Genomic DNA, 18,275 nt, shown 5'->3' with positions numbered 1-18,275 from the left:
AATAGCATGATTTCGAGGCCACTCCATGTGGGAGCGGCCCCTGGCCGCGAAGGCAGCGAACGGCACCCTGGTCAGGGCCGAGCCATCCCTTCGCGGCCAGGGGCCGCTCCCACTTCACACGCTCACCGTGCCACACCCCGCAGGGGCCCAAGCCCCCACCGATGTGACGTGAACGCTTATTCTTCGCCTGCCACCACGACCTTCAAGGTGGCCTTCACGTCGGTGTGCAGCTGCAGGGCAATCTCGTACTCACCCACCACCCGCAGCGGACCGTCGGGCATGCGCACTTCGCGCTTTTCCAGCTCACCGCCAGCGGCGGTCACGGCATCGGCGATGTCGGCGGTGCCCACGGAGCCGAACAGCTTGCCTTCACCACCGGCCTTGGCAGTCACGGTGACCGTCATGGCCTCCAGCTTGTCACGGCGGGACTCGGCGGCGGCCAGGGACTCGGCAGCGGCCTTTTCCAGTTCGGCACGGCGAGCTTCGAACTCGGCCAGGTTGGCTTCGGTGGCAAACTTGGCCTTGCCCTGGGGCAGCAGGTAGTTACGGGCATACCCGGCACGCACGCGTACCTTGTCACCCAGGTTGCCCAGGTTTTCCACCTTTTCCAGGAGAATGACTTCCATCGGTTTTTACCTCAATCAAGAATCAAATGCGTTGCCCGCCGAGAGGTCGGGCATCAGGTATCGTCGGACTTGTCTTCGGGCTGGGCCCGGGTCAGTCGGCCGCGCAGGTTCAGGAAGCTGTCCATCACCCCCAGGGTGGCCAGCAGGATCACCATCTGCGGCAGGGCCAGCGCCAGCAGCACATAAGTGAACACCAGCCAGATCCGGCTCAAATTCATCCGGGCATTGGTGCCATGGATGACCGCCAGCCCGTGCAGGAAGAAGGCCATCAAGAACACCAGCGACAACTCGAACAGCAGGTAGGAATCGGCAAGCCACGCCACCAGCAGCAGCCCCACCAGCATCATGGCCGGCACCCGGCCCAGGCTCAGGGCGTGAAACTCCTCCCTGAAACCACCCGGGTTGTACAGGACCGCCTGCCAGTAACGGGCCAGGATGAGCGCCGCGCTCAGGGCCAGCAGCGATACCGCCGCCAGCATGCCGGTCATCAGCGATGCCGCCTGCAGGAAGGCCTGCTCGCGTTCACTGCCGGTCACTCCCGACTGCTCGAACAAAGGACCCACAGCCTGCTCCAGCACTGCCAGCCACATCTGCGGCAGGTTGGGCACGGTCGCGTGCAACAACAGAATAACGCCGCAACCGATACCGATACCGACCGCCAGGGTGATCGCCCAGGAGAACGTCCTGCGCAGCACCTCGGCCAGCACCAGGGCCGGCAGCCACTGCACCAGGGCAGTGATCATTCCCACAGCGGGATGCAGACCCGCCACCCAGGCAATCAGGGCAAGCACCAGGGCGGCCAGTGCCGCCACGGCCACGCCCTGCGCCGCGCCCAGACGCAGCGTTACCAGGGAGACAGCCGAACTGCTGACCAGGGCCAGCGGCGGGAGCAGCAGACCGGCCACGCCGAATCCGGCGGTGGCCGTGGCGGCCCGCAAGCGACCCTGCATGATGAATGACGCCAAAGGCTTCATGGGATCCTGCCACTGGCACCCAGGGTGGGCACCGAACGGCCAGCCAACTTAGTGGTTGTCGGAATAAGGCAGCAGTGCCAGGAAGCGGGCCCGCTTGATGGCGGTGGCCAGCTGACGCTGATAACGGGCACTGGTACCGGTGATCCGGCTGGGAACGATCTTGCCGGTTTCGGTCACGTAGTTCTTCAGGGTGTTGAGGTCCTTGTAGTCAATGAACTCAACGCCTTCGGCGGTGAAACGGCAATACTTGCGACGGCGGAAGAAACGGGCCATGGTCTTACCTCGGAATACGTTGGAACGGGGTGATGATCAGTCGGCGGAAGCGGAACGACTGGAATCGTCGTCGCTGTCGTCGTCGTCAGAGGACTGGGCGCTGCTGTCGCTGTCGTCGTCATCCCGGTTCTTGGCCAGGGGGGAGACGTCGGTGAAGGCACGATCCATGGACATCACCAGATGACGGATCACGGCATCGTTGAAGCGGAAGGCGCTGACCAGTTCTTCCAGGGCAGCTTCAGGGCATTCCACGTTCATCAGCACGTAGTGGGCCTTGTGCAGCTTCTGGATGGGATAGGCCAGCTGACGGCGGCCCCAGTCTTCCAGGCGGTGGATCTCACCCTCGGCGGATTCGATGATCCCCCGATAGCGTTCCATCATGGCGGGCACTTGCTCGCTCTGGTCCGGGTGGACCATGAAGACGATTTCGTAATGACGCATTGTGATTTTCCTTTCGGGTATCAGCCTCCCGGCGATCCGGTGAGGCAAGGAGAGACACCGGGCGAGCCCGGCAAAAGGCGGAATCTTAACTGCTTGGACGGCTCTAAGCAATCGGTGAACACGGTGACCGGGAAGTACGCCAGCGACCTGGCATCGGGCTACTGCAATGATCACCCACCCCTTTGCCTCACTGCCTCATAAAGACACACTCCCGCCGCCACCGAGACATTCAGGCTTTCCACCTGCCCTCGCATGGGCAGGCGCACCAGCGCGTCGCAACGCTCGGCAGTCAGGCGACGCATGCCCTTCCCCTCGGCCCCCAGCACCAGGGCCGTGGGGCCCGTCAGGTCCGCGTCATACAAGCCCGTGTCGGCCTCGCCGGTGGTGCCCACCGTCCACACGCCCAGATCCTTGAGCAGATCCAGCGTGCGGGCCAGGTTCGTCACCTGGATGAAGGGCATCGACTCTGCCGCCCCGGAGGCCACCTTGCGCACCACCGGAGTGAGCCCCGCGGCCCGGTCCCGGGGTGCAATCACGGCAGTCACACCCGCCGCATCGGCGGTGCGCAGACAGGCGCCCAGGTTGTGAGGGTCGGTCACCCCATCCAGCACCAGCAGCAGCACCGGACCACCGCCCCGGGGCGCCATGACCACATCCGGCAGATCCTTTTCCCCGAGCGTGGCCACGGGCTGCGCCCGGGCAATCACCCCCTGATGGGTGGCGCCGCCGGCCTGGGCATCCAGGTCCCGGCGGGAGAGGCGCATGACCGGGATATTGGCCCGAGCGGCCTGATCCAGCAGGGCCTGCATGCGGGCATCCACCCGACCGGACTGCACGCGCAGGGATTCCACACGCCCTGGGGACTGACGCAGCAGGGCCTCCACGGCGTGCAGGCCGAAGACATCGTCATGAGCAGCCATGCAATTCAGCCCTCGGTGCGCTTGCGGCTACGCCGGCGGCCAGAACTTTTCCTGGCCTTCGCCTTGCCCTCATCATGGGCTGCAACGGCGGTCTTTTCGGCCTTGTCCTTCCTGCGGCCACGACTCTTCCCACCCTTGCCGCCTCCCTTGCCATCTCCCGGCTCTTCCTCGCCTGGGGCGGGAATGAAGTCGATCTTGCGGTCATCCAGGTTGACCTGCGCCAGCTGCACACGAATGGGATCACCCATGCGATAACGACGGCCGCTGCGTTCACCCTTGAGACAGTGGGTGGCCGGATCGAAGTGATAGTAGTCGTTGGAGAGACTGGTCACATGCACCAGACCTTCCACGTAGATGTCCTTGAGCTCCACGAACAGACCAAATGAGGTGACGGTCTTGACCACCCCATCGAACACCTCACCCACGCGATCCTGCATGTACTCGCACTTGAGCCAGGCCTCAACGTCCCAGGATGCCTCGTCGGCGCGACGCTCCGCCATGGAGCAGTGCTCGCCCATGGCTACCATGTCCGCCTTGGTATAGGTGAACTCCTTGGGCTTGCCGCCCTGAAGCACATGGCGGATACCCCGATGCACCAGCAGGTCCGGGTAACGGCGAATCGGTGAGGTGAAGTGCAGATAATCCTCGTGGGCCAGGCCGAAGTGACCCAGCCGCTCAGGGCTGTACACGGCCTGAGACAGGGAGCGCAGCAGCGCCATCTGCACCAGGTGGGCATCGGGTCGCTCCTTCACCGAGTCCAGCAGTTCGGCAAAATCCGCCGGGCTGGGCTCATCGCCCCCACCCAGGGACAGAGCGAGGCCGCCCAGGTATTCACGCAGATCGTTGAGCTTCTGTGCGCGCGGTCCTTCATGCACCCGGAACAGCGTGGGCATGCGATGACGCCGCAGGAACCTGGCCGTGGCCACGTTGGCCGCGATCATGCACTCCTCGATGATCTTGTGGGCGTCGTTGCGCTCGTAGGGCACGATGCGCTCGATCTTGCGATCCTCACCGAAGATGATGCGGGTCTCGGTGCTCTCGAAGTCGATGGTGCCCCGGTTGTCCCGGGCCTTGCGCAGCAGTTTGTACAGGCCGTAAAGGTTTTCCAGGTGCGGCACGACGGCCTCATGGCGCTCCACCGCATTGGGATCACGGTCCACCAGCACCTGAGCCACGTCGGTATAGGTAAGCCGGGCATGGGAGCGCATCACCGCCTCGTGAAAGTCGAAATCCGTGATGCGGCCACGGGAGTTGATGGTCATTTCGCAGACCATGCACAGACGATCCACGTCCGGGTTCAGGGAACACAGGCCGTTGGAGAGCACCTCCGGCAACATGGGGATGACCCGATCCGGGAAATACACGGAAGTCCCCCGGTGGAAGGCCTCCTTGTCCAGGGCATCCTCGGCCTGCACGTAGTGGGAGACATCGGCGATGGCCACCCACAGCTTGTAGCCACGCCGCCCAAGGGATTCGCAGTACACGGCATCGTCAAAGTCCCGGGAGTCCTCGCCGTCGATGGTGACCAGCGGCATCTCGCGCAGATCCAGACGACCCTTCTTGGCTGATTCCGCCACCTGGGCGCCGAAGGCATCGGCCGCCTGGGTCACCTCTTCCGGCCATTCAAAGGGCAGACCGTAGTTGCGCACGGCGATGTCGATCTCCATCCCCGGCGCCATATGCTCGCCCAGCACCTGCACGATCTGACCGATGGGACGGGTGCGCTTGGAAGGCTGTTCGCGGATATGCACCACCACGATCTGACCCGGCTCGGCACCGCCCAGGCATTCCGGCGGGATCAGGACATCCTGGGGCAGACGCTTGTTGTCCGGGTCCACAAAACCGATCCCCCCTTCCACCGTGAGGCGCCCGACGATCTGCTGGGTGTTGCGCTCCAGCACCTCAATCACGGCCCCTTCCCGACGACCGCGACGGTCGATGCCGATCACCCGGGCCACGGCCCGGTCCCCATGCATCAGGGCCCGCATCTGCCGGGGAGAGAGGAACAGGTCGTCCTTGCCCTCATCGGGGATCAGGAAGCCGAAGCCATCCGGGTGAGCGGACACCCGACCACGCACCAGATCGCACTGGTTCACCGGCAGCCAGCCGCCAGCACGGTTGCACACCAGCTGGCCATCCCGTTCCATGGCACGCAGGCGCCGCGTCAGGGCCTCGAGATCCACGTCTTCCTGGAGCTGCAGGCGCTCGGCCAGGGGTTCGAAGCCGATGGGGCCGTCGGCGTCCTCGATCACCTGGAGAATCAGTTCACGACTGGGGATGGGGCGGTCGTACTTCTTGGCTTCTCTGTCGAAGTTGGGGTCCTGGGGAATCGTTTTTTTCTTTCTTGTCATGTAATCGCCGAATAATTTTAAGCTGGGGTGTTGACAAACATCCCCGATCGTTTAGAATGCGCGCTCATCTGAAACGCAGGAAACACCTGCCTCAGGCCGAGGTGGCGGAATTGGTAGACGCGCTAGTTTCAGGTATTAGTGGGGGAGACCCCGTGGAGGTTCAAGTCCTCTCCTCGGCACCATCTTTGTGATGAAACGGCCCGCGAAAGCGGGCCGTTTTCGTTTGAAGGGGCGAATTGTACGCCTTTTGTCCGGGAATTCCCAGCGCCATGCGGGGCATCGCCCCGCCTGCGCACCGCCCTGCCCTTCCTGTCCGAACCATACGCTTCAGAGCCCACCCCGATATCCGCCATGTCCCCGAACGACCCGCACCCGGAATGGGGGGCACGAGGCGTTCGGGGACGGTCCATCGAGGGTGGCAACATCTAGCTCCCGGGCCGGGCGATCCGGTTGCGCACCGCCTTCTCCAGTTCCAGGATGATGAACAGCATCACACCCACGCCAAGCATGATGCCCCAGGCGTACAGATCCACCGACGTGCTGTCGAAGAAGAACTGCATGAAGGGTGCGTAGGTGAAGATCATCTGCAACGTCACCACCACCAGGATCGCAATGGCCACGGCGCGGGTGCCGATGAGCCCCTTGAGGGTCAGCGAACGCACCTTCAGGGAGCGAACGCTGAGCAGGTAGAACACCTCCATGATCACCAGGGTGTTCACCGCATGGGTGCGGGCCGCATCGATGCTGTAACCGGCCTGGATGGACCACAGGTACATCCCGAAGATACCGGCCAGGAACAGGACCGAGACGAACAGGATGCGCCACACCAGGAACAGGGACAGTATTGGCTCCCCGGGTTTGCGCGGCGGCCGGCTCATCACATCCTTCTCGGCCGGCTCGAAGGCCAGGGCCATGGCCAGGCCCACCGAGCTGACCATGTTCACCCACAGCACCTGCAGGGGCGTGATGGGCAGGGCCATGCCCAGCATGATGGCGGCGATGATGGAACCCGACTCACCGCCATTGATGGGCAGCAGGAAGGTAATGGCCTTCTTGAGATTGTCGTAGACCCGCCGCCCCTCGCGCACGGCATGGGCGATGGAGGCAAAGTTGTCATCCGCCAGCACCATCTCCGATGCCTCCTTGGCCGTTTCGGTGCCATTGCGGCCCATGGCCACGCCCACGTCCGCCTGCTTGAGGGCGGGCGCATCGTTGACCCCATCGCCGGTCATGGCCACCACGTAACCGTGCCATTGCAGGGCACGCACCAGGCGCAGCTTGTGCTCCGGCGCTGCCCGGGCAAACACATCCACCCGGGGTACAGCCTCGCGCAGGGCCTCGTCATCCATGCTGTCGATATCCCGGCCGGTGAGCACCTCGTCGGCATGGGTCAGGCCCAGCTGCCGGGCGATGGCCTGGGCCGTGCCAGCATGGTCGCCGGTGATCATCTTCACCCGGATGCCCGCTTCCTGGCATTCAGCCACCGAGGAGATGGCCTCCTCCCGGGGCGGATCGATCAGGCCGAACAATCCCAGGAACTCGAACTCGGAGCCCAGCTCGTCGAACTTGATTTCCCGCTGGCCGTTATCGCTGTTACGCCGCGCCACCGCCAGGATGCGCTCCCCCCGGCTGGCCAGTTCGTCCACCTTGGCCAGCCAGTGATCCTTGTCCAGCGATTCTTCTCCGGCCTCCCGGGAACACATCTCCAGAATCTGCTCCGGGGCACCCTTCACATAGATCATGCCGTTGCCGTCGTGATCATGGTTCAGGGTGGCCATGAAGCGGTGTTCGGATTCAAAGGGCACCACATCGGTGCGTGGCCGATGCTTGTTGAGCTGCTCGACGTTCAGTCCCGCCTTCATGCCGGCAGTGAGCAGGGCACCCTCCATGGGATCCCCTTCCACCACCCACTGGTCGTCGCGCTTGTAGAGACTGGAGTCGTTGCACAGCAGCATGGCCTGGATGGCGTCGCACAGGGCTGCATCGTCATCGGGGTCCACCTCGGCACCGTCGCGCTCGAAGGCACCATGGGGGTCGTAACCCACGCCGGTGACTTCGTAAAAGCCCCCCGGCAGGGCCAGGGAGCGCACCGTCATCTCGTTGCGGGTGAGCGTGCCAGTCTTGTCGGAACAGATGATGGAGACCGAACCCAGGGTCTCCACCGCCGGCAGGCGCCGGATGATGGCATTGCGCGAGGCCATGAGTTGCACGCCGATGGCCAGGGTGACGGTGAGGATCGCCGGCAACCCCTCGGGGATGGCCGCCACCGCCAGGGCCACGGCGGCCATGAACATCTCCACGGCGCTGTAGTCGCGCACCAGCAGCCCGAAGCTGAACACCATGGACGCCAGCATGACGATGGCCAGGGTGAGCCAGCGGGCGAAGGTGTTCATGGCCTTGATCAAGGGAGTGGTGAGGGTCTGCACCTCCGAGAGCATGCCGCTGATGCGACCGATCTGGGTGCGGGCGCCCGTCTCCACGACAACGCCGGTGGCCTGCCCGGCCGTGACCAGAGTGCCGGAAAAGGCCATGGACAGCCGATCACCCAGTTCCGCTTCCGCTTCCACCGGGTCGACGCCCTTGTCCACGGGCACGGATTCGCCGGTCAGCACGGCCTCCTGCACCTGCAGGCCCTTGACCTTGATCAGACGCAGGTCCGCCGGCACCTTGTCGCCTGGCTCGATCAGCACCAGATCCCCGGGCACCAGGTCCTCCGCCGGCACCGTGGAGCGGTGGCCTGCGCGACGCACAGAGGCATGAGGGGAGAGCATGTCGCGGATGGCGTCCAGGGCCTTTTCCGCCTTGCCCTCCTGCACGAACCCGATGATGGAGTTGAGCAGCACCACCGCCAGGATCACACCGGTATCCACCCAGTGGCCCAGCAACGCCGTGACCAGGGCAGCGCCCATGAGCACGTAGATCAGCAGGTTATGGAACTGCGCCAGGAAACGGCGCAGCGGCCCCCGGGTGCGGGGCGACGGTAGACGGTTGGAACCATGGGCCTCGCGTCGTCGCTCGACCTCGTCCTCCGTGAGACCCTCTTCGGGTGTCTCCAGTGTCTTCAGGACGGCATCAGGCTCCAGGTGGTGCCAGGAGCGCTGCTCGGGGGATTCCTGTTCCTCGGACATGGGGCGGGACTCTTTTGAGAATTCGCGGCCCAGGGCCGCTCCCACACGACCTCCCCGGGCATCAGACCCTGGGAGGTGTGGGATTATGCGAAGGGATTACGCGAACGGATGGCGCTTGAGGATGGTCTGGCCACGATCGGGGCCGGTGGAGATCATGTCCACGGGAACCCCTGACACCTCCTGGATACGCTCCAGATAGGTGCGGGCGTTGGCGGGCAACCGGTCATAGTCGGTGACCCCCACGGTGGACTCCTGCCAACCCGGCAGTTCCTCGTAGATGGCCTCGCACTCGGCGTAGGCATCGGCGCCCGCCGGCGGCTCGGTATGCACCACGTCGCCACAGCGATAGCCCACGCAGATCTGCAGGGTCTCCAGGCCATCCAGCACGTCCAGCTTGGTGACACACAGGCCACTGATGCTGTTGATGGCCACCGCGCGCTTGAGGGCCACGGCATCGAACCAGCCACAGCGGCGCGGCCGCCCGGTGGTGGAACCGAATTCATGGCCACGATGGGCCAGATGCTCGCCCATGGCATCGAACAGTTCGGTGGGGAACGGACCGGCGCCCACGCGGGTCGTATAGGCCTTGGTGATACCCAGCACATAATCCAGATCCAGGGGACCCACGCCACTGCCGGTACACACGCCACCGGCGGTGGTGTTGGAAGAGGTCACAAAGGGATAGGTGCCGTGATCAATGTCAAGCAGGGTGCCCTGGGCTCCCTCGAACATCACCGACGCGCCCTGCTCCCGCAACTGGCGCAGGCGCTCGGGCACATCCATGATCATCGGGGCCAGTTCTTCGGCCACGGCCAGGGAGTGTTCCAGCACCGCCTGGAAGTCCAGGGTCTCGGCCTTGAAATAGTGCTTGAGCACGAAATTGTGATAGTCCAGCACCTCGCCCAGCTTGGCGGCGAAGCGCTCCCGGTGGAACAGATCCCCCAGGCGCAGGCCGCGGCGCGCCACCTTGTCCTCGTAGGCCGGGCCGATGCCACGACCGGTAGTACCGATGGCGGCATTGCCACGGGCCTTTTCACGGGCCTGATCCAGCATGACGTGATAGGGCAGGATCAGCTGGCAGGACTCGGACAGGCGCAGGCGCTCACGCACCGGGACGCCGTTGTCCTCCAGCATGGCCATTTCCTTCATCAGGGCCTCGGGGGAGAGCACAACGCCGTTGCCAATCAGGCACTGCACATTGTCGCGCAGGATGCCGGAGGGGATGAGATGCAGCACCGTCTTGCGACCGTCGATCACCAGGGTATGGCCGGCATTGTGCCCCCCCTGGAAACGCACCACGGCAGCGGCCTCTTCGGTGAGCAGATCCACCACCTTGCCCTTGCCTTCATCGCCCCACTGACTGCCCAGGACCACCACGAATTTACTCATGTTCAAGCATCCACCACTGTCCACTGATTATTGGATTTGACCAGCACCCGGTCACAGCCCATGGCGGCGGCGTCCGCCGTCTGACCGGATAAGCCCTGAATCACCCGTTCGCCCTCCCGGCGCAGACGGGTGACCGTCGCTGCCAGGGAGGCATCCGGGTCTGCCGGTGCGAAGATGGCCCGCGCCGGTGTACTCTCCGGCTGCCTCGAGAGCCGCACCAGGGTCTTGAGATCGGTACTGAAACCGGTGGCCGGACGGGCCCGACCGAACACCCGGCCAATATCGTCATAGCGCCCACCCCGTGCCACTTCCTGACCGTTACCCGGCGTGTAAGCTGCGAATACCAGGCCGGTGTGATAATGATAGCCTCGCAATTCGGCCAGATCGAAATGCAGCAACACCGCCGGATACCGGGCGCGCAGCCCCTCGGCCAGTTGCTCCAGGTCGTCCAGGGCACGGACCACATGATCCCCTGCCCCGGCCAGCACCTCACGAGCACGAGCCAGGGTCTCGCCCCCCCCATTGAGTGCCGCCAGGGCCGAAAGGCGACGGCGAGGCGCATCCTCCATGGCAAGCCCACCAAGGTACTCCCGAATCTCCGGCAGTGCCTTGCGCTGGAGCATGTCAAACAGGGTTATCTCCTGGTCCGGATCCATGCCTGCCTGGACGGCCAGCGCCCGATAGATCCCCACATGGCCCAGGTCCACCAGCGGTGTATCCACCTGGCAGACAGCCAGGGTTTCCAGCATGAGGCTGAGGATCTCCAGATCCGAGTCCAGGCCCGAGTGACCGTACAACTCAGCGCCCACCTGCAACAGGCTACGGGAACCGGCAAAGCCGTCGGGTCGGGTATGCAGCACCGTGCCCATGTAGCACAGGCGCGAGGGCGCTTCGCGCTTGAGCCGATGGGCATCGATCCGGGCCACCTGGGGCGTCATGTCTGCCCGCACACCCATCAGCCGACCATTGAGCTGGTCAGTGAGCTTGAAGGTTTGCAGATCCAGACCCCGTCCCGTCCCGGTCAGCAACGACTCCAGGTATTCGATGAAGGGCGGCATGACCAGCTGGTAGCCCCAGCCATGGTAGAGATCCAGCAGTTGACGTCGGCAGGTTTCAAGGCGTTCCGCCAGGGGCGGCAGGGCCTCCTCCACGCCTTCGGGGAGCAGCCAGCGATTGGAATCGGTCATGTCACTCAATCAAGGTCATTTGAAATTCCGGGCACGCGGGCCGGCGTGGATGGCAATCAGCCACGCACCCACCAAAGCAGCAAGGCCCCCAGTATCAGACTGGCGAGACCCACGCCACGCAGCACCGAATCGGGTAGCTGCGCCACCTGGAGCAGGGTGCGGCGCAGACCGGCGGGGTTGATAAACGGAAGCAGGCCCTCGATCACCATAAGCAATGCGAGGGCCGCCAGCAGATCAGACCACATGGGAGATCGACTCGGGTGGGGTCGTGATTAATCCCCAGCCCGGGCCTGGCTTCCCATGGGATCCCTGAAGTAACGGAAGAACTGCGAATCCGGCTCCAGCACGAAGACATTCTCCGGGCCCGCCATGGTGTTGCGGTAGGCCAGCAGGCTCCGATAGAAGCTGAAGAACTCCTGATCCTGCTCGTAGGCTTCCGCATAGGTGGCTGCCGAACCAGCATCACCTTCACCGCGGATGCGTTCAGCATCCCGATAGGCGTTGGCGATGATCACGGTGCGGTCACGGTCGGCACGGGCGCGAATACGCTCGCCCTCCTCACGGCCGCGGGCGCGGAAGTCCTGGGCGATACGCTCACGCTCGGCCCGCATGCGTGCAAACACGGATTCGCTCACCTCGTCGGGGAGGTCCATGCGCCGGATGCGCACATCCACCAGCACCACACCCAGTTCCGCTGCGGTATCCAGGGCCTGCTGACGCACCGCGCCCATGATGGTGATGCGCTCGCCGGACACCACTTCTTCCAGTGTGTACTTGGCAAACTCGTTACGCATGCCGTCCCGAAGGATCTGGGTCATGCGTTCCTGGGCATTGCGCTCGTCGCCCCGGGTGGCCCGGAAGAACTGGCCCACGTCGTCGATACGCCACTTGGCATAGAAGTCGACAATGACGTTCTTGGCCTCACTGGTGAGGAAGCGGTCCGGCGGGATATCCAGGGTCAGTACACGGGCATCGAACTTGCGCACGTTGTTGACGATGGGGAACTTGAAGTGCAGCCCCGGCTCCGGGTCCACACGCTTGATTTCACCCAGGCTGAAGACGATGACCCGCTCACGTTCATCCACGGTAAACGTGGACAGGGCCACAATCACGGCCGCAACGGCTATGACAATCGCTGCGATCCTAAACATCAACGCACCTCCCGTGAACGGGGATCAGGGCCAGGACGCTGGCCAAGGTTTGGCAATGGCGTCGTCGGTCGGGTGGACAGGCTGGACGGGCCCGAACGGGACCCACCTTCCGGCTGCCCGGCGGACATCTCGCCCCGCAGGATCTTGTCCAGGGGCAGCATCATCAGATTGTTGCTGCTGCTCACGTCAAGAAAGACCTTGCTGGTGGAGCCGAGCACCACCTCGGTGGTCTCGATGAACAGACGCTCGCGAGTGACATCCGGGGCGTTCTGGTATTCGACCAGCAACTGGGTGAAGCGGGACGCATCACCCTCGGACTGAGCGATCACCTGTTCACGATAGGCCTCGGCCTGCTCGGTCAGTCGGGCGGCCTCACCACGGGCCTGGGGCAGAATGGTGTTGGCATAGGCCTCGGCCTCGTTACGGAAACGCACCTCGTCCTCTCGGGCACGAATGGCGTCCGCAAAGGCCTCCTGCACCGGTTCGGGCGGCTGGGCCTGCTGCATGCTGACCGCCGTGACCGCAACGCCGGTGCCGTAAGAGTCCAGGGCATCCTGAATCACGATCCGCGAGGATGTGGCCACTTCGGCGCGACCTTCACCCAGGATGAAGTCCAGGCGGTTCTTGCCGATGCGCTCGCGGATGGCCGATTCCATCACCTGGCGGGCGGTGGCGTCCGGGTTGCGCACGTTGAAGAGGAAGTCCACCGGGTCCATCACCCGGTACTGCACGGCGATGTCCACATCAATGATGTTTTCGTCACCGGTCAGCATCAGGGCGCGGTGCTGGATGGAGCGGATGTTGTCCACATCCACGATCTCCACCCGTTCGATGGGATAGGGCAGATGCCAGTTGGGGCCCGGGGTGGCCACGGAGGTGAAGGCACCAAAGCGCAGCACCACACCGCGCTCACCTTCACTCACGATGAAGAAGCCCGAAGCCAGCCAGATGACCAGGGCCAGGATGACCGCAAGGCTGATACCGGCCGAGGCATGCTTGCCCAAACCGCCACCGCCGCCGCCTTCCCCGCCGCTGCCACCGCCGAACAGGGCGTTGAATTTGGAAGAGAGTTTCTTGAGGACCTCATCGAGATCCGGAGGGCCCTGATTCCCGCCGCCGCGGTTACCACCGCCGCCCCAGGGATCCTTGCCGTTGTTTCCTGGTTCATTCCAGGGCATGTGCTGACTCCGTCGAAAACGCGATCAATCGTCTGATAAGGTTGAGTGGCCCTGGCATCCCTACCTCGGCCAGCCACGCAAGCGGCCCATTCTAGTCTTGTGACAGTTTCGGTGTGAACCCTGCATCCCGAAAAAGTTCATCCAGGCGACGCTGGGGCAGACGGATTCGCAGCCGCCAGCCGCCGCTTTCGGTGAGCGCCTCCTGCTCCACCGCATCCATCTCGAACAGCCCGGCCCGCTCACGACCCGCCGTGGGTGGCAGTTCAAGCCAGCCGCTGACGATGGACTCGGCATAGTGATCGGCCAGCATCTCCAGCAGGGCGTCCACCCCTTCGCCGGTCTGGGCCGATAGCCATACCCGGGCGGGCTCCCCATGGTCGGCCGGCTCGATCCGCGGGGTTGCGCCGGGGATGAGGTCGATCTTGTTGAACACCAGGATCTGCGGCACTTCGCGGGCACCGATCTCCTCCAGCACCTGATTGACCTGCTCCATGTACACGTCCCGCTGGGCGTCATGGGCGTCCACCACATGCAGCAGCAGCGAGGCTTCCCGGGTCTCGGTCAGGGTGGCCCGAAAGGCGGCCACCAGATCATGGGGCAGTTGCCGCACAAACCCCACCGTATCGGCGAGGATCATGGCCTGTTGCGAGGGAAGCTCCACACGCCGCAGGGTCGGATCGAGGGTGGCGAAGAGCTGATCCGCAGCATAGACACCCGCCTGGGTAAGCCGGTTGAACAGGGTGGACTTGCCGGCATTGGTGTACCCCACCAGGGAGATGGTAGGCACCTCTGCCCTCAGTCGCGAACGTCTGCCCTGCTCCCGCTGCTGCTCCACCTTCTCCAGGCGGCGGGTGATCTGCTTGATGCGCACACCCAGCAGGCGCCGGTCGGTCTCGAGCTGGGTCTCACCGGGACCACGCAGACCAATCCCCCCCTTCTGGCGTTCCAGGTGAGTCCAGCCCCGCACCAGCCGGGTGGACATATGGCGCAGCTGGGCCAACTCCACCTGCAGCTTGCCTTCATGGGAGCGCGCGCGCTGGGCGAAGATATCCAGGATCAGCCCGGCACGATCCAGAACGCGACACTGAAGGAGTTTTTCCAGGTTGCGTTCCTGACTCGGGGAGAGCGGATGATCGAAGATGGCCACCTCGGCCTCTTCGCTCTTCACCAGGTCGCGAACCTCCTCGGCCTTGCCACTGCCCACGAAATAGCGTGGATCCGGTGACTTGCGACTCCCGGTGATCAGGCCGACGGGCTCGGCCCCGGCGGAGCGCACCAGCTCCATGAACTCCTGGCAGTCCTCGTCATCATCCTGGGTGGGCAGATCCAGGTGAACCAGTACGGCGCGCTCGCCGCTGCGGGGTCTTTCAAACAAGATGTCGCTGAGACCTCAGTACAGTAAACGGGACAACGGCCACCACAGGCGACCGCCGGGACTTGATCAGGATGGGTTGTCCTGATCGGCATCATCGGCCAAGGCCATCTTGACCGGCCGGGATGGCACGATGGTGGAGATGGCATGCTTGTAGACCATCTGGCTCACGCTATTCTTGAGGAGCACCACAAACTGATCGAAGGAATCGATCTGACCCTGCAGCTTGATACCATTCACCAGGTAGATGGACACCGGAATGCGCTCCTTGCGCAGGGTGTTGAGAAAGGGTTCTTGTAATGTTTGCCCTTTTGACATGGCTTGCTCCCGGGTTGGGTCATCTTTGTTGTTGTTCCGACAATCGGGCCTTCGGCCCGACGAAGCGTCGGAGTCCTGATTCTAGCACACGCCTCCCCACGGTTATCGTGGGTCGTTCACATGCTCCGCCACCGCCTGAAAGATCCGGTCATGATCCAGAGTCTCGGGATCATGCTGACGGGTTTGGGGATAACTGCGCAGCCAGGTCATCTGCCGCTTGGCCAGCTGTCGCGTCGCCGTAATGGCCTTTGAGACCATGGCCTCGCCATCCAGTTCACCCTCCAGACGGGCCCAGGCCTGGCGGTAACCCACGGCGCGTATGGATGGCATCTGCGGGTTCAGATCACCGCGGGCCCTGAGGGCGCGCACTTCATCCATGAAGCCGGCCTCCAGCATGGCATGAAAGCGCCGGGCGATGCGTTCCCGTAGCTGGGTGCGATCTGTCGGCATCAGCGCCAGGCGCAGGACGTCGTAGGGGAGCTGCGAGGCCCGGGGCTGAGCGTGAAACGAGGACAGGGGCTGCCCGGTGAGCTCGAACACCTCCAGGGCGCGCTGCAGTCGCTGCGGGTCATTGGGGTGGATGCGTGCCGCCGAAACGGGATCCACCCGGGCCAGGGCCAGGTGCACGCCCTCCCAGCCCGCGTCGGCGGCCAGGGCATCGATGCGGGCACGCACCATGGGATCGGCATCGGGCAGGGTATCCAGGCCGAAATCCAGGGCCCGGAAATACAGCATGGTGCCCCCCACCAGCAGGGGCACTCGCCCACGGGCGGTGATATCCGCCATGAGCGCCAGGGCATCCTCGCGAAAGCGCGCCGCGGAATAGGTCTCGGACGGATCCAGAATATCCACCAGGTGATGCGGCGCTGCCCGCAGGGTGTCCGGCGAGGGCTTGGCCGTACCCACATCCATGCCACGGTAGATCATGGCCGAGTCCACGCTGATGATCTCGCAGGGCAGGCGTTGCACCCACTCCACCGCCAGTTCCGTCTTGCCGGTGGCGGTGGGGCCCATGAGAAAGATCGCCGGCGGTGCGGCGGGAGGCAGTGTTCCGGTCACTAGCGACCCCGCATGAACAGACGGTCCAGTTCGGCCATGGACAGGGCCACCCAGGTGGGGCGGCCGTGATTGCACTGTCCGCTGCGCTCGGTGGCCTCCATGTCGCGCAGCAGGGCATTCATCTCCGGCAGGGTGAGTGCCCGGTTGGCGCGCACCGACCCATGACAGGCCATGGTACCCAGCAGGGCATTGATGTGTTCCTCCACCCGGGATGACTGGCCGTGGGCGTGCAGATCAGCAATCACATCCCGAACCAGGGAGGCGGCATCCCCGCCCACCAGCAGGCTGGGAATACCCCGCAGACGCAACTGCTCCGGTCCGCTGCGATCGATCTCCAGCCCCAGGCTGTCAAAGGCCTCCTGATGGGCTTCGGCCAGGTCCGCCTCGGCACGACTCACCTGAAGGGTTTCGGGGATCAGCAGCGGCTGGGACCGGACTCCCTCCCCCCAATAGGCCTTTTTCAGGCGCTCGTAGGTGATGCGCTCGTGGGCGGCATGCATATCCACCAGCACCAGCCCCTCGCGGTTGCGGGCCAGGATGTACACCCCATGGAGCTGGGCCAGGGCAAAGCCCATGGGTGGCTCATCCGTGGGGGATTCATCCGTGCTGGCGTCAACGACTGGCACCGTATCCGGGTGCAGGCGACCATAGGCCTCCATGGTCTCGGCCACATTCAGTGGCAGGCGACTCTGGCGACCGCTCCAGGAGGAGGCCGCGGACGGCCGGGCGCGGCCTTCCTGCACCCCGGCTAAGGTCGGTGTTTCGTCGGGACCATCGGGGTTGGGCACTGCGGTCTGCCCGGCCTGACCCACATGCGATGGCACCGAAGGTGATGTCTCAGCAGACGGGACCGCTTCCCCGGCCGCCGCGTCAGGCCCGGCGGGTGCCGGTGATGCACCGGGTCGCAATTCCCCCAGGGCCCGGTGCAGGCTGCGAAAGAGAAAATCATGCACCAGGCGGGACTCGCGAAACCGCACCTCATGCTTGGCCGGGTGGGCGTTCACGTCCACCAGGGCCGGGTCCAGTTCCAGGAACAGCACATAGGCCGGGTGCCGGCCATGGTAGAGGACGTCCTGATAGGCCTGGCGCACTGCATGGGTGACCAGCCGATCCCGCACCATGCGCCCGTTCACGTAGAAATACTGCAGATCGGCCTGACTGCGGGAAAAGGTGGGCAACCCCATCCAGCCCCACAGACGCAGCCCGGCCCCTTCCTGCTCCAGAAAGGCCGCCTGCTCCAGAAAGGCCTCACCGCAGATCTGCCCCACGCGGCGATCCCGGGTCGCGGCATCCTCGGCCGCAGGCAGGCGCAGGGTGGACTTGCGATTGTGGTTAAGATCAAACCCCACGTCGAAGCGGGACAGGGCCAGGCGGCGAACCACCTCTTCCAGGTGGCCATATTCGGTACGTTCGGTGCGCAGGAACTTGCGCCGGGCCGGGACATTGAAGAACAACTCCCGCACATCGATGGTGGTGCCCACCGGATGGGGCGCCGGCTCGGGCGCCTCGAAGCGGTCGCCGCCATCCCCCTGCAGGGCCCAGCCGCTGTCCTCGCCCGCCACGGCGGAGGTGAGGGTCAGTCGCGAGACCGAGGCGATGCTGGGCAGGGCCTCGCCCCTGAAGCCCAGGCTGCCCACCCGTTCCAGGTCGTCCAGGCTGGCGATCTTGCTGGTGGCGTGGCGTGACAGGGCCAGGGACAATTGTTCCCGGGGGATGCCGCAGCCATCATCCCGCACCCGGATACGCCGCGCCCCACCCTGCTCCACATCCAGCTGAATGCGCCGGGCGCCGGCATCCAGACTGTTCTCCAGCAATTCCTTGACCACGGACGCCGGACGCTCCACCACTTCGCCGGCGGCGATCTGGTTGACCAGTTGCGGAGGGAGTTCATGAATGGGCATGATCCCT

General features: G+C 64.5%; 15 protein-coding genes, 1 tRNA gene and 1 pseudogene. 1 reads left to right on the top strand and 16 read right to left on the bottom strand.

Annotated features, from left to right (window positions below; all coding sequences use genetic code 11):
* Positions 1–176: 176 nt before the first annotated feature.
* From rplI to rnr, 6 genes and pseudogenes are all read right to left on the bottom strand, one after another.
* Complete coding sequence (rplI, locus tag ECTOBSL9_RS09650; RefSeq protein ID WP_025280805.1) at positions 177–626, bottom strand: 50S ribosomal protein L9; 450 nt, start codon at positions 624–626, stop codon at positions 177–179.
* Positions 627–679: 53 nt separating this feature from the next.
* Positions 680–1,600 carry a DUF2232 domain-containing protein gene (locus ECTOBSL9_RS09645; protein WP_063464858.1) on the bottom strand — a complete coding sequence of 307 codons (921 nt, stop codon included), beginning with the start codon at positions 1,598–1,600 and terminating at the stop codon, positions 680–682.
* A 48-nt stretch (positions 1,601–1,648) separates the two neighbouring features.
* The gene (gene rpsR, locus ECTOBSL9_RS09640) at positions 1,649–1,873 is read right to left on the bottom strand and encodes a 30S ribosomal protein S18 (protein ID WP_025280803.1); all 225 of its coding nucleotides are present in this window, start codon (positions 1,871–1,873) and stop codon (positions 1,649–1,651) included.
* 36 nt (positions 1,874–1,909) lie between these two features.
* Entirely contained in the window at positions 1,910–2,314 is a 405-nt protein-coding gene (gene rpsF, locus ECTOBSL9_RS09635) for a 30S ribosomal protein S6 (protein ID WP_063464857.1), read from the bottom strand.
* Positions 2,315–2,484: 170 nt separating this feature from the next.
* On the bottom strand, positions 2,485–3,234 hold the full coding sequence (gene rlmB / locus ECTOBSL9_RS09630) for a 23S rRNA (guanosine(2251)-2'-O)-methyltransferase RlmB (RefSeq protein ID WP_063464856.1): 750 nt from the start codon (positions 3,232–3,234) through the stop codon (positions 2,485–2,487).
* Positions 3,235–3,257: 23 nt separating this feature from the next.
* Positions 3,258–5,585, bottom strand: a pseudogene (gene rnr, locus ECTOBSL9_RS09625) (ribonuclease R); the annotation flags it as partial.
* A gap of 95 nt (positions 5,586–5,680) precedes the next feature.
* Between rnr and ECTOBSL9_RS09620 the strand changes: the two are divergent.
* Positions 5,681–5,767 (top strand) — tRNA-Leu (locus ECTOBSL9_RS09620).
* A gap of 243 nt (positions 5,768–6,010) precedes the next feature.
* Here ECTOBSL9_RS09620 and ECTOBSL9_RS09615 read toward each other — a convergent pair.
* The 10 genes from ECTOBSL9_RS09615 to mutL form a co-directional block, all read right to left on the bottom strand.
* Positions 6,011–8,713, bottom strand: a complete 2,703-nt coding sequence (locus ECTOBSL9_RS09615) for a cation-transporting P-type ATPase (protein WP_063464855.1) — start codon at positions 8,711–8,713, stop codon at positions 6,011–6,013.
* Positions 8,714–8,809: 96 nt separating this feature from the next.
* Positions 8,810–10,102, bottom strand: coding sequence for an adenylosuccinate synthase (locus tag ECTOBSL9_RS09610; RefSeq protein WP_063464854.1), 1,293 nt, complete (start codon positions 10,100–10,102; stop codon positions 8,810–8,812).
* Between the two features lie 2 nt (positions 10,103–10,104).
* Positions 10,105–11,289 (bottom strand): ATP phosphoribosyltransferase regulatory subunit, encoded by a 1,185-nt coding sequence (locus tag ECTOBSL9_RS09605; RefSeq protein WP_063464853.1) that lies wholly within the window; start codon positions 11,287–11,289, stop codon positions 10,105–10,107.
* 56 nt (positions 11,290–11,345) lie between these two features.
* Positions 11,346–11,534, bottom strand: coding sequence for a DUF2065 domain-containing protein (locus tag ECTOBSL9_RS09600; protein WP_063464852.1), 189 nt, complete (start codon positions 11,532–11,534; stop codon positions 11,346–11,348).
* 27 nt (positions 11,535–11,561) lie between these two features.
* Positions 11,562–12,440 (bottom strand): protease modulator HflC, encoded by an 879-nt coding sequence (gene hflC, locus ECTOBSL9_RS09595; RefSeq protein ID WP_063464851.1) that lies wholly within the window; start codon positions 12,438–12,440, stop codon positions 11,562–11,564.
* Positions 12,440–13,618 carry an FtsH protease activity modulator HflK gene (gene hflK, locus ECTOBSL9_RS09590; RefSeq protein ID WP_063464850.1) on the bottom strand — a complete coding sequence of 393 codons (1,179 nt, stop codon included), beginning with the start codon at positions 13,616–13,618 and terminating at the stop codon, positions 12,440–12,442. Before hflK ends, hflC begins: the two co-directional genes overlap by 1 nt.
* A 91-nt stretch (positions 13,619–13,709) precedes the next feature.
* Positions 13,710–14,993: a ribosome rescue GTPase HflX gene (gene hflX / locus ECTOBSL9_RS09585; protein ID WP_063464849.1), complete on the bottom strand. Its 1,284-nt coding sequence runs from the start codon at positions 14,991–14,993 to the stop codon at positions 13,710–13,712.
* A 66-nt stretch (positions 14,994–15,059) separates the two neighbouring features.
* Entirely contained in the window at positions 15,060–15,308 is a 249-nt protein-coding gene (gene hfq, locus ECTOBSL9_RS09580) for an RNA chaperone Hfq (protein ID WP_063464848.1), read from the bottom strand.
* A gap of 102 nt (positions 15,309–15,410) precedes the next feature.
* Positions 15,411–16,322 (bottom strand): tRNA (adenosine(37)-N6)-dimethylallyltransferase MiaA, encoded by a 912-nt coding sequence (gene miaA / locus ECTOBSL9_RS09575; RefSeq protein WP_063464847.1) that lies wholly within the window; start codon positions 16,320–16,322, stop codon positions 15,411–15,413.
* 44 nt (positions 16,323–16,366) lie between these two features.
* The gene (gene mutL / locus ECTOBSL9_RS09570; protein ID WP_063464846.1) at positions 16,367–18,268 is read right to left on the bottom strand and encodes a DNA mismatch repair endonuclease MutL; all 1,902 of its coding nucleotides are present in this window, start codon (positions 18,266–18,268) and stop codon (positions 16,367–16,369) included.
* Positions 18,269–18,275: the final 7 nt, after the last annotated feature.

The organism is Ectothiorhodospira sp. BSL-9 (assembly GCF_001632845.1).
Classification (GTDB): Bacteria; Pseudomonadota; Gammaproteobacteria; order Ectothiorhodospirales; family Ectothiorhodospiraceae; genus Ectothiorhodospira.
Note: the sequence above shows the minus strand (reverse complement) of the source record. Positions and strands in the feature narration are given on the sequence as shown.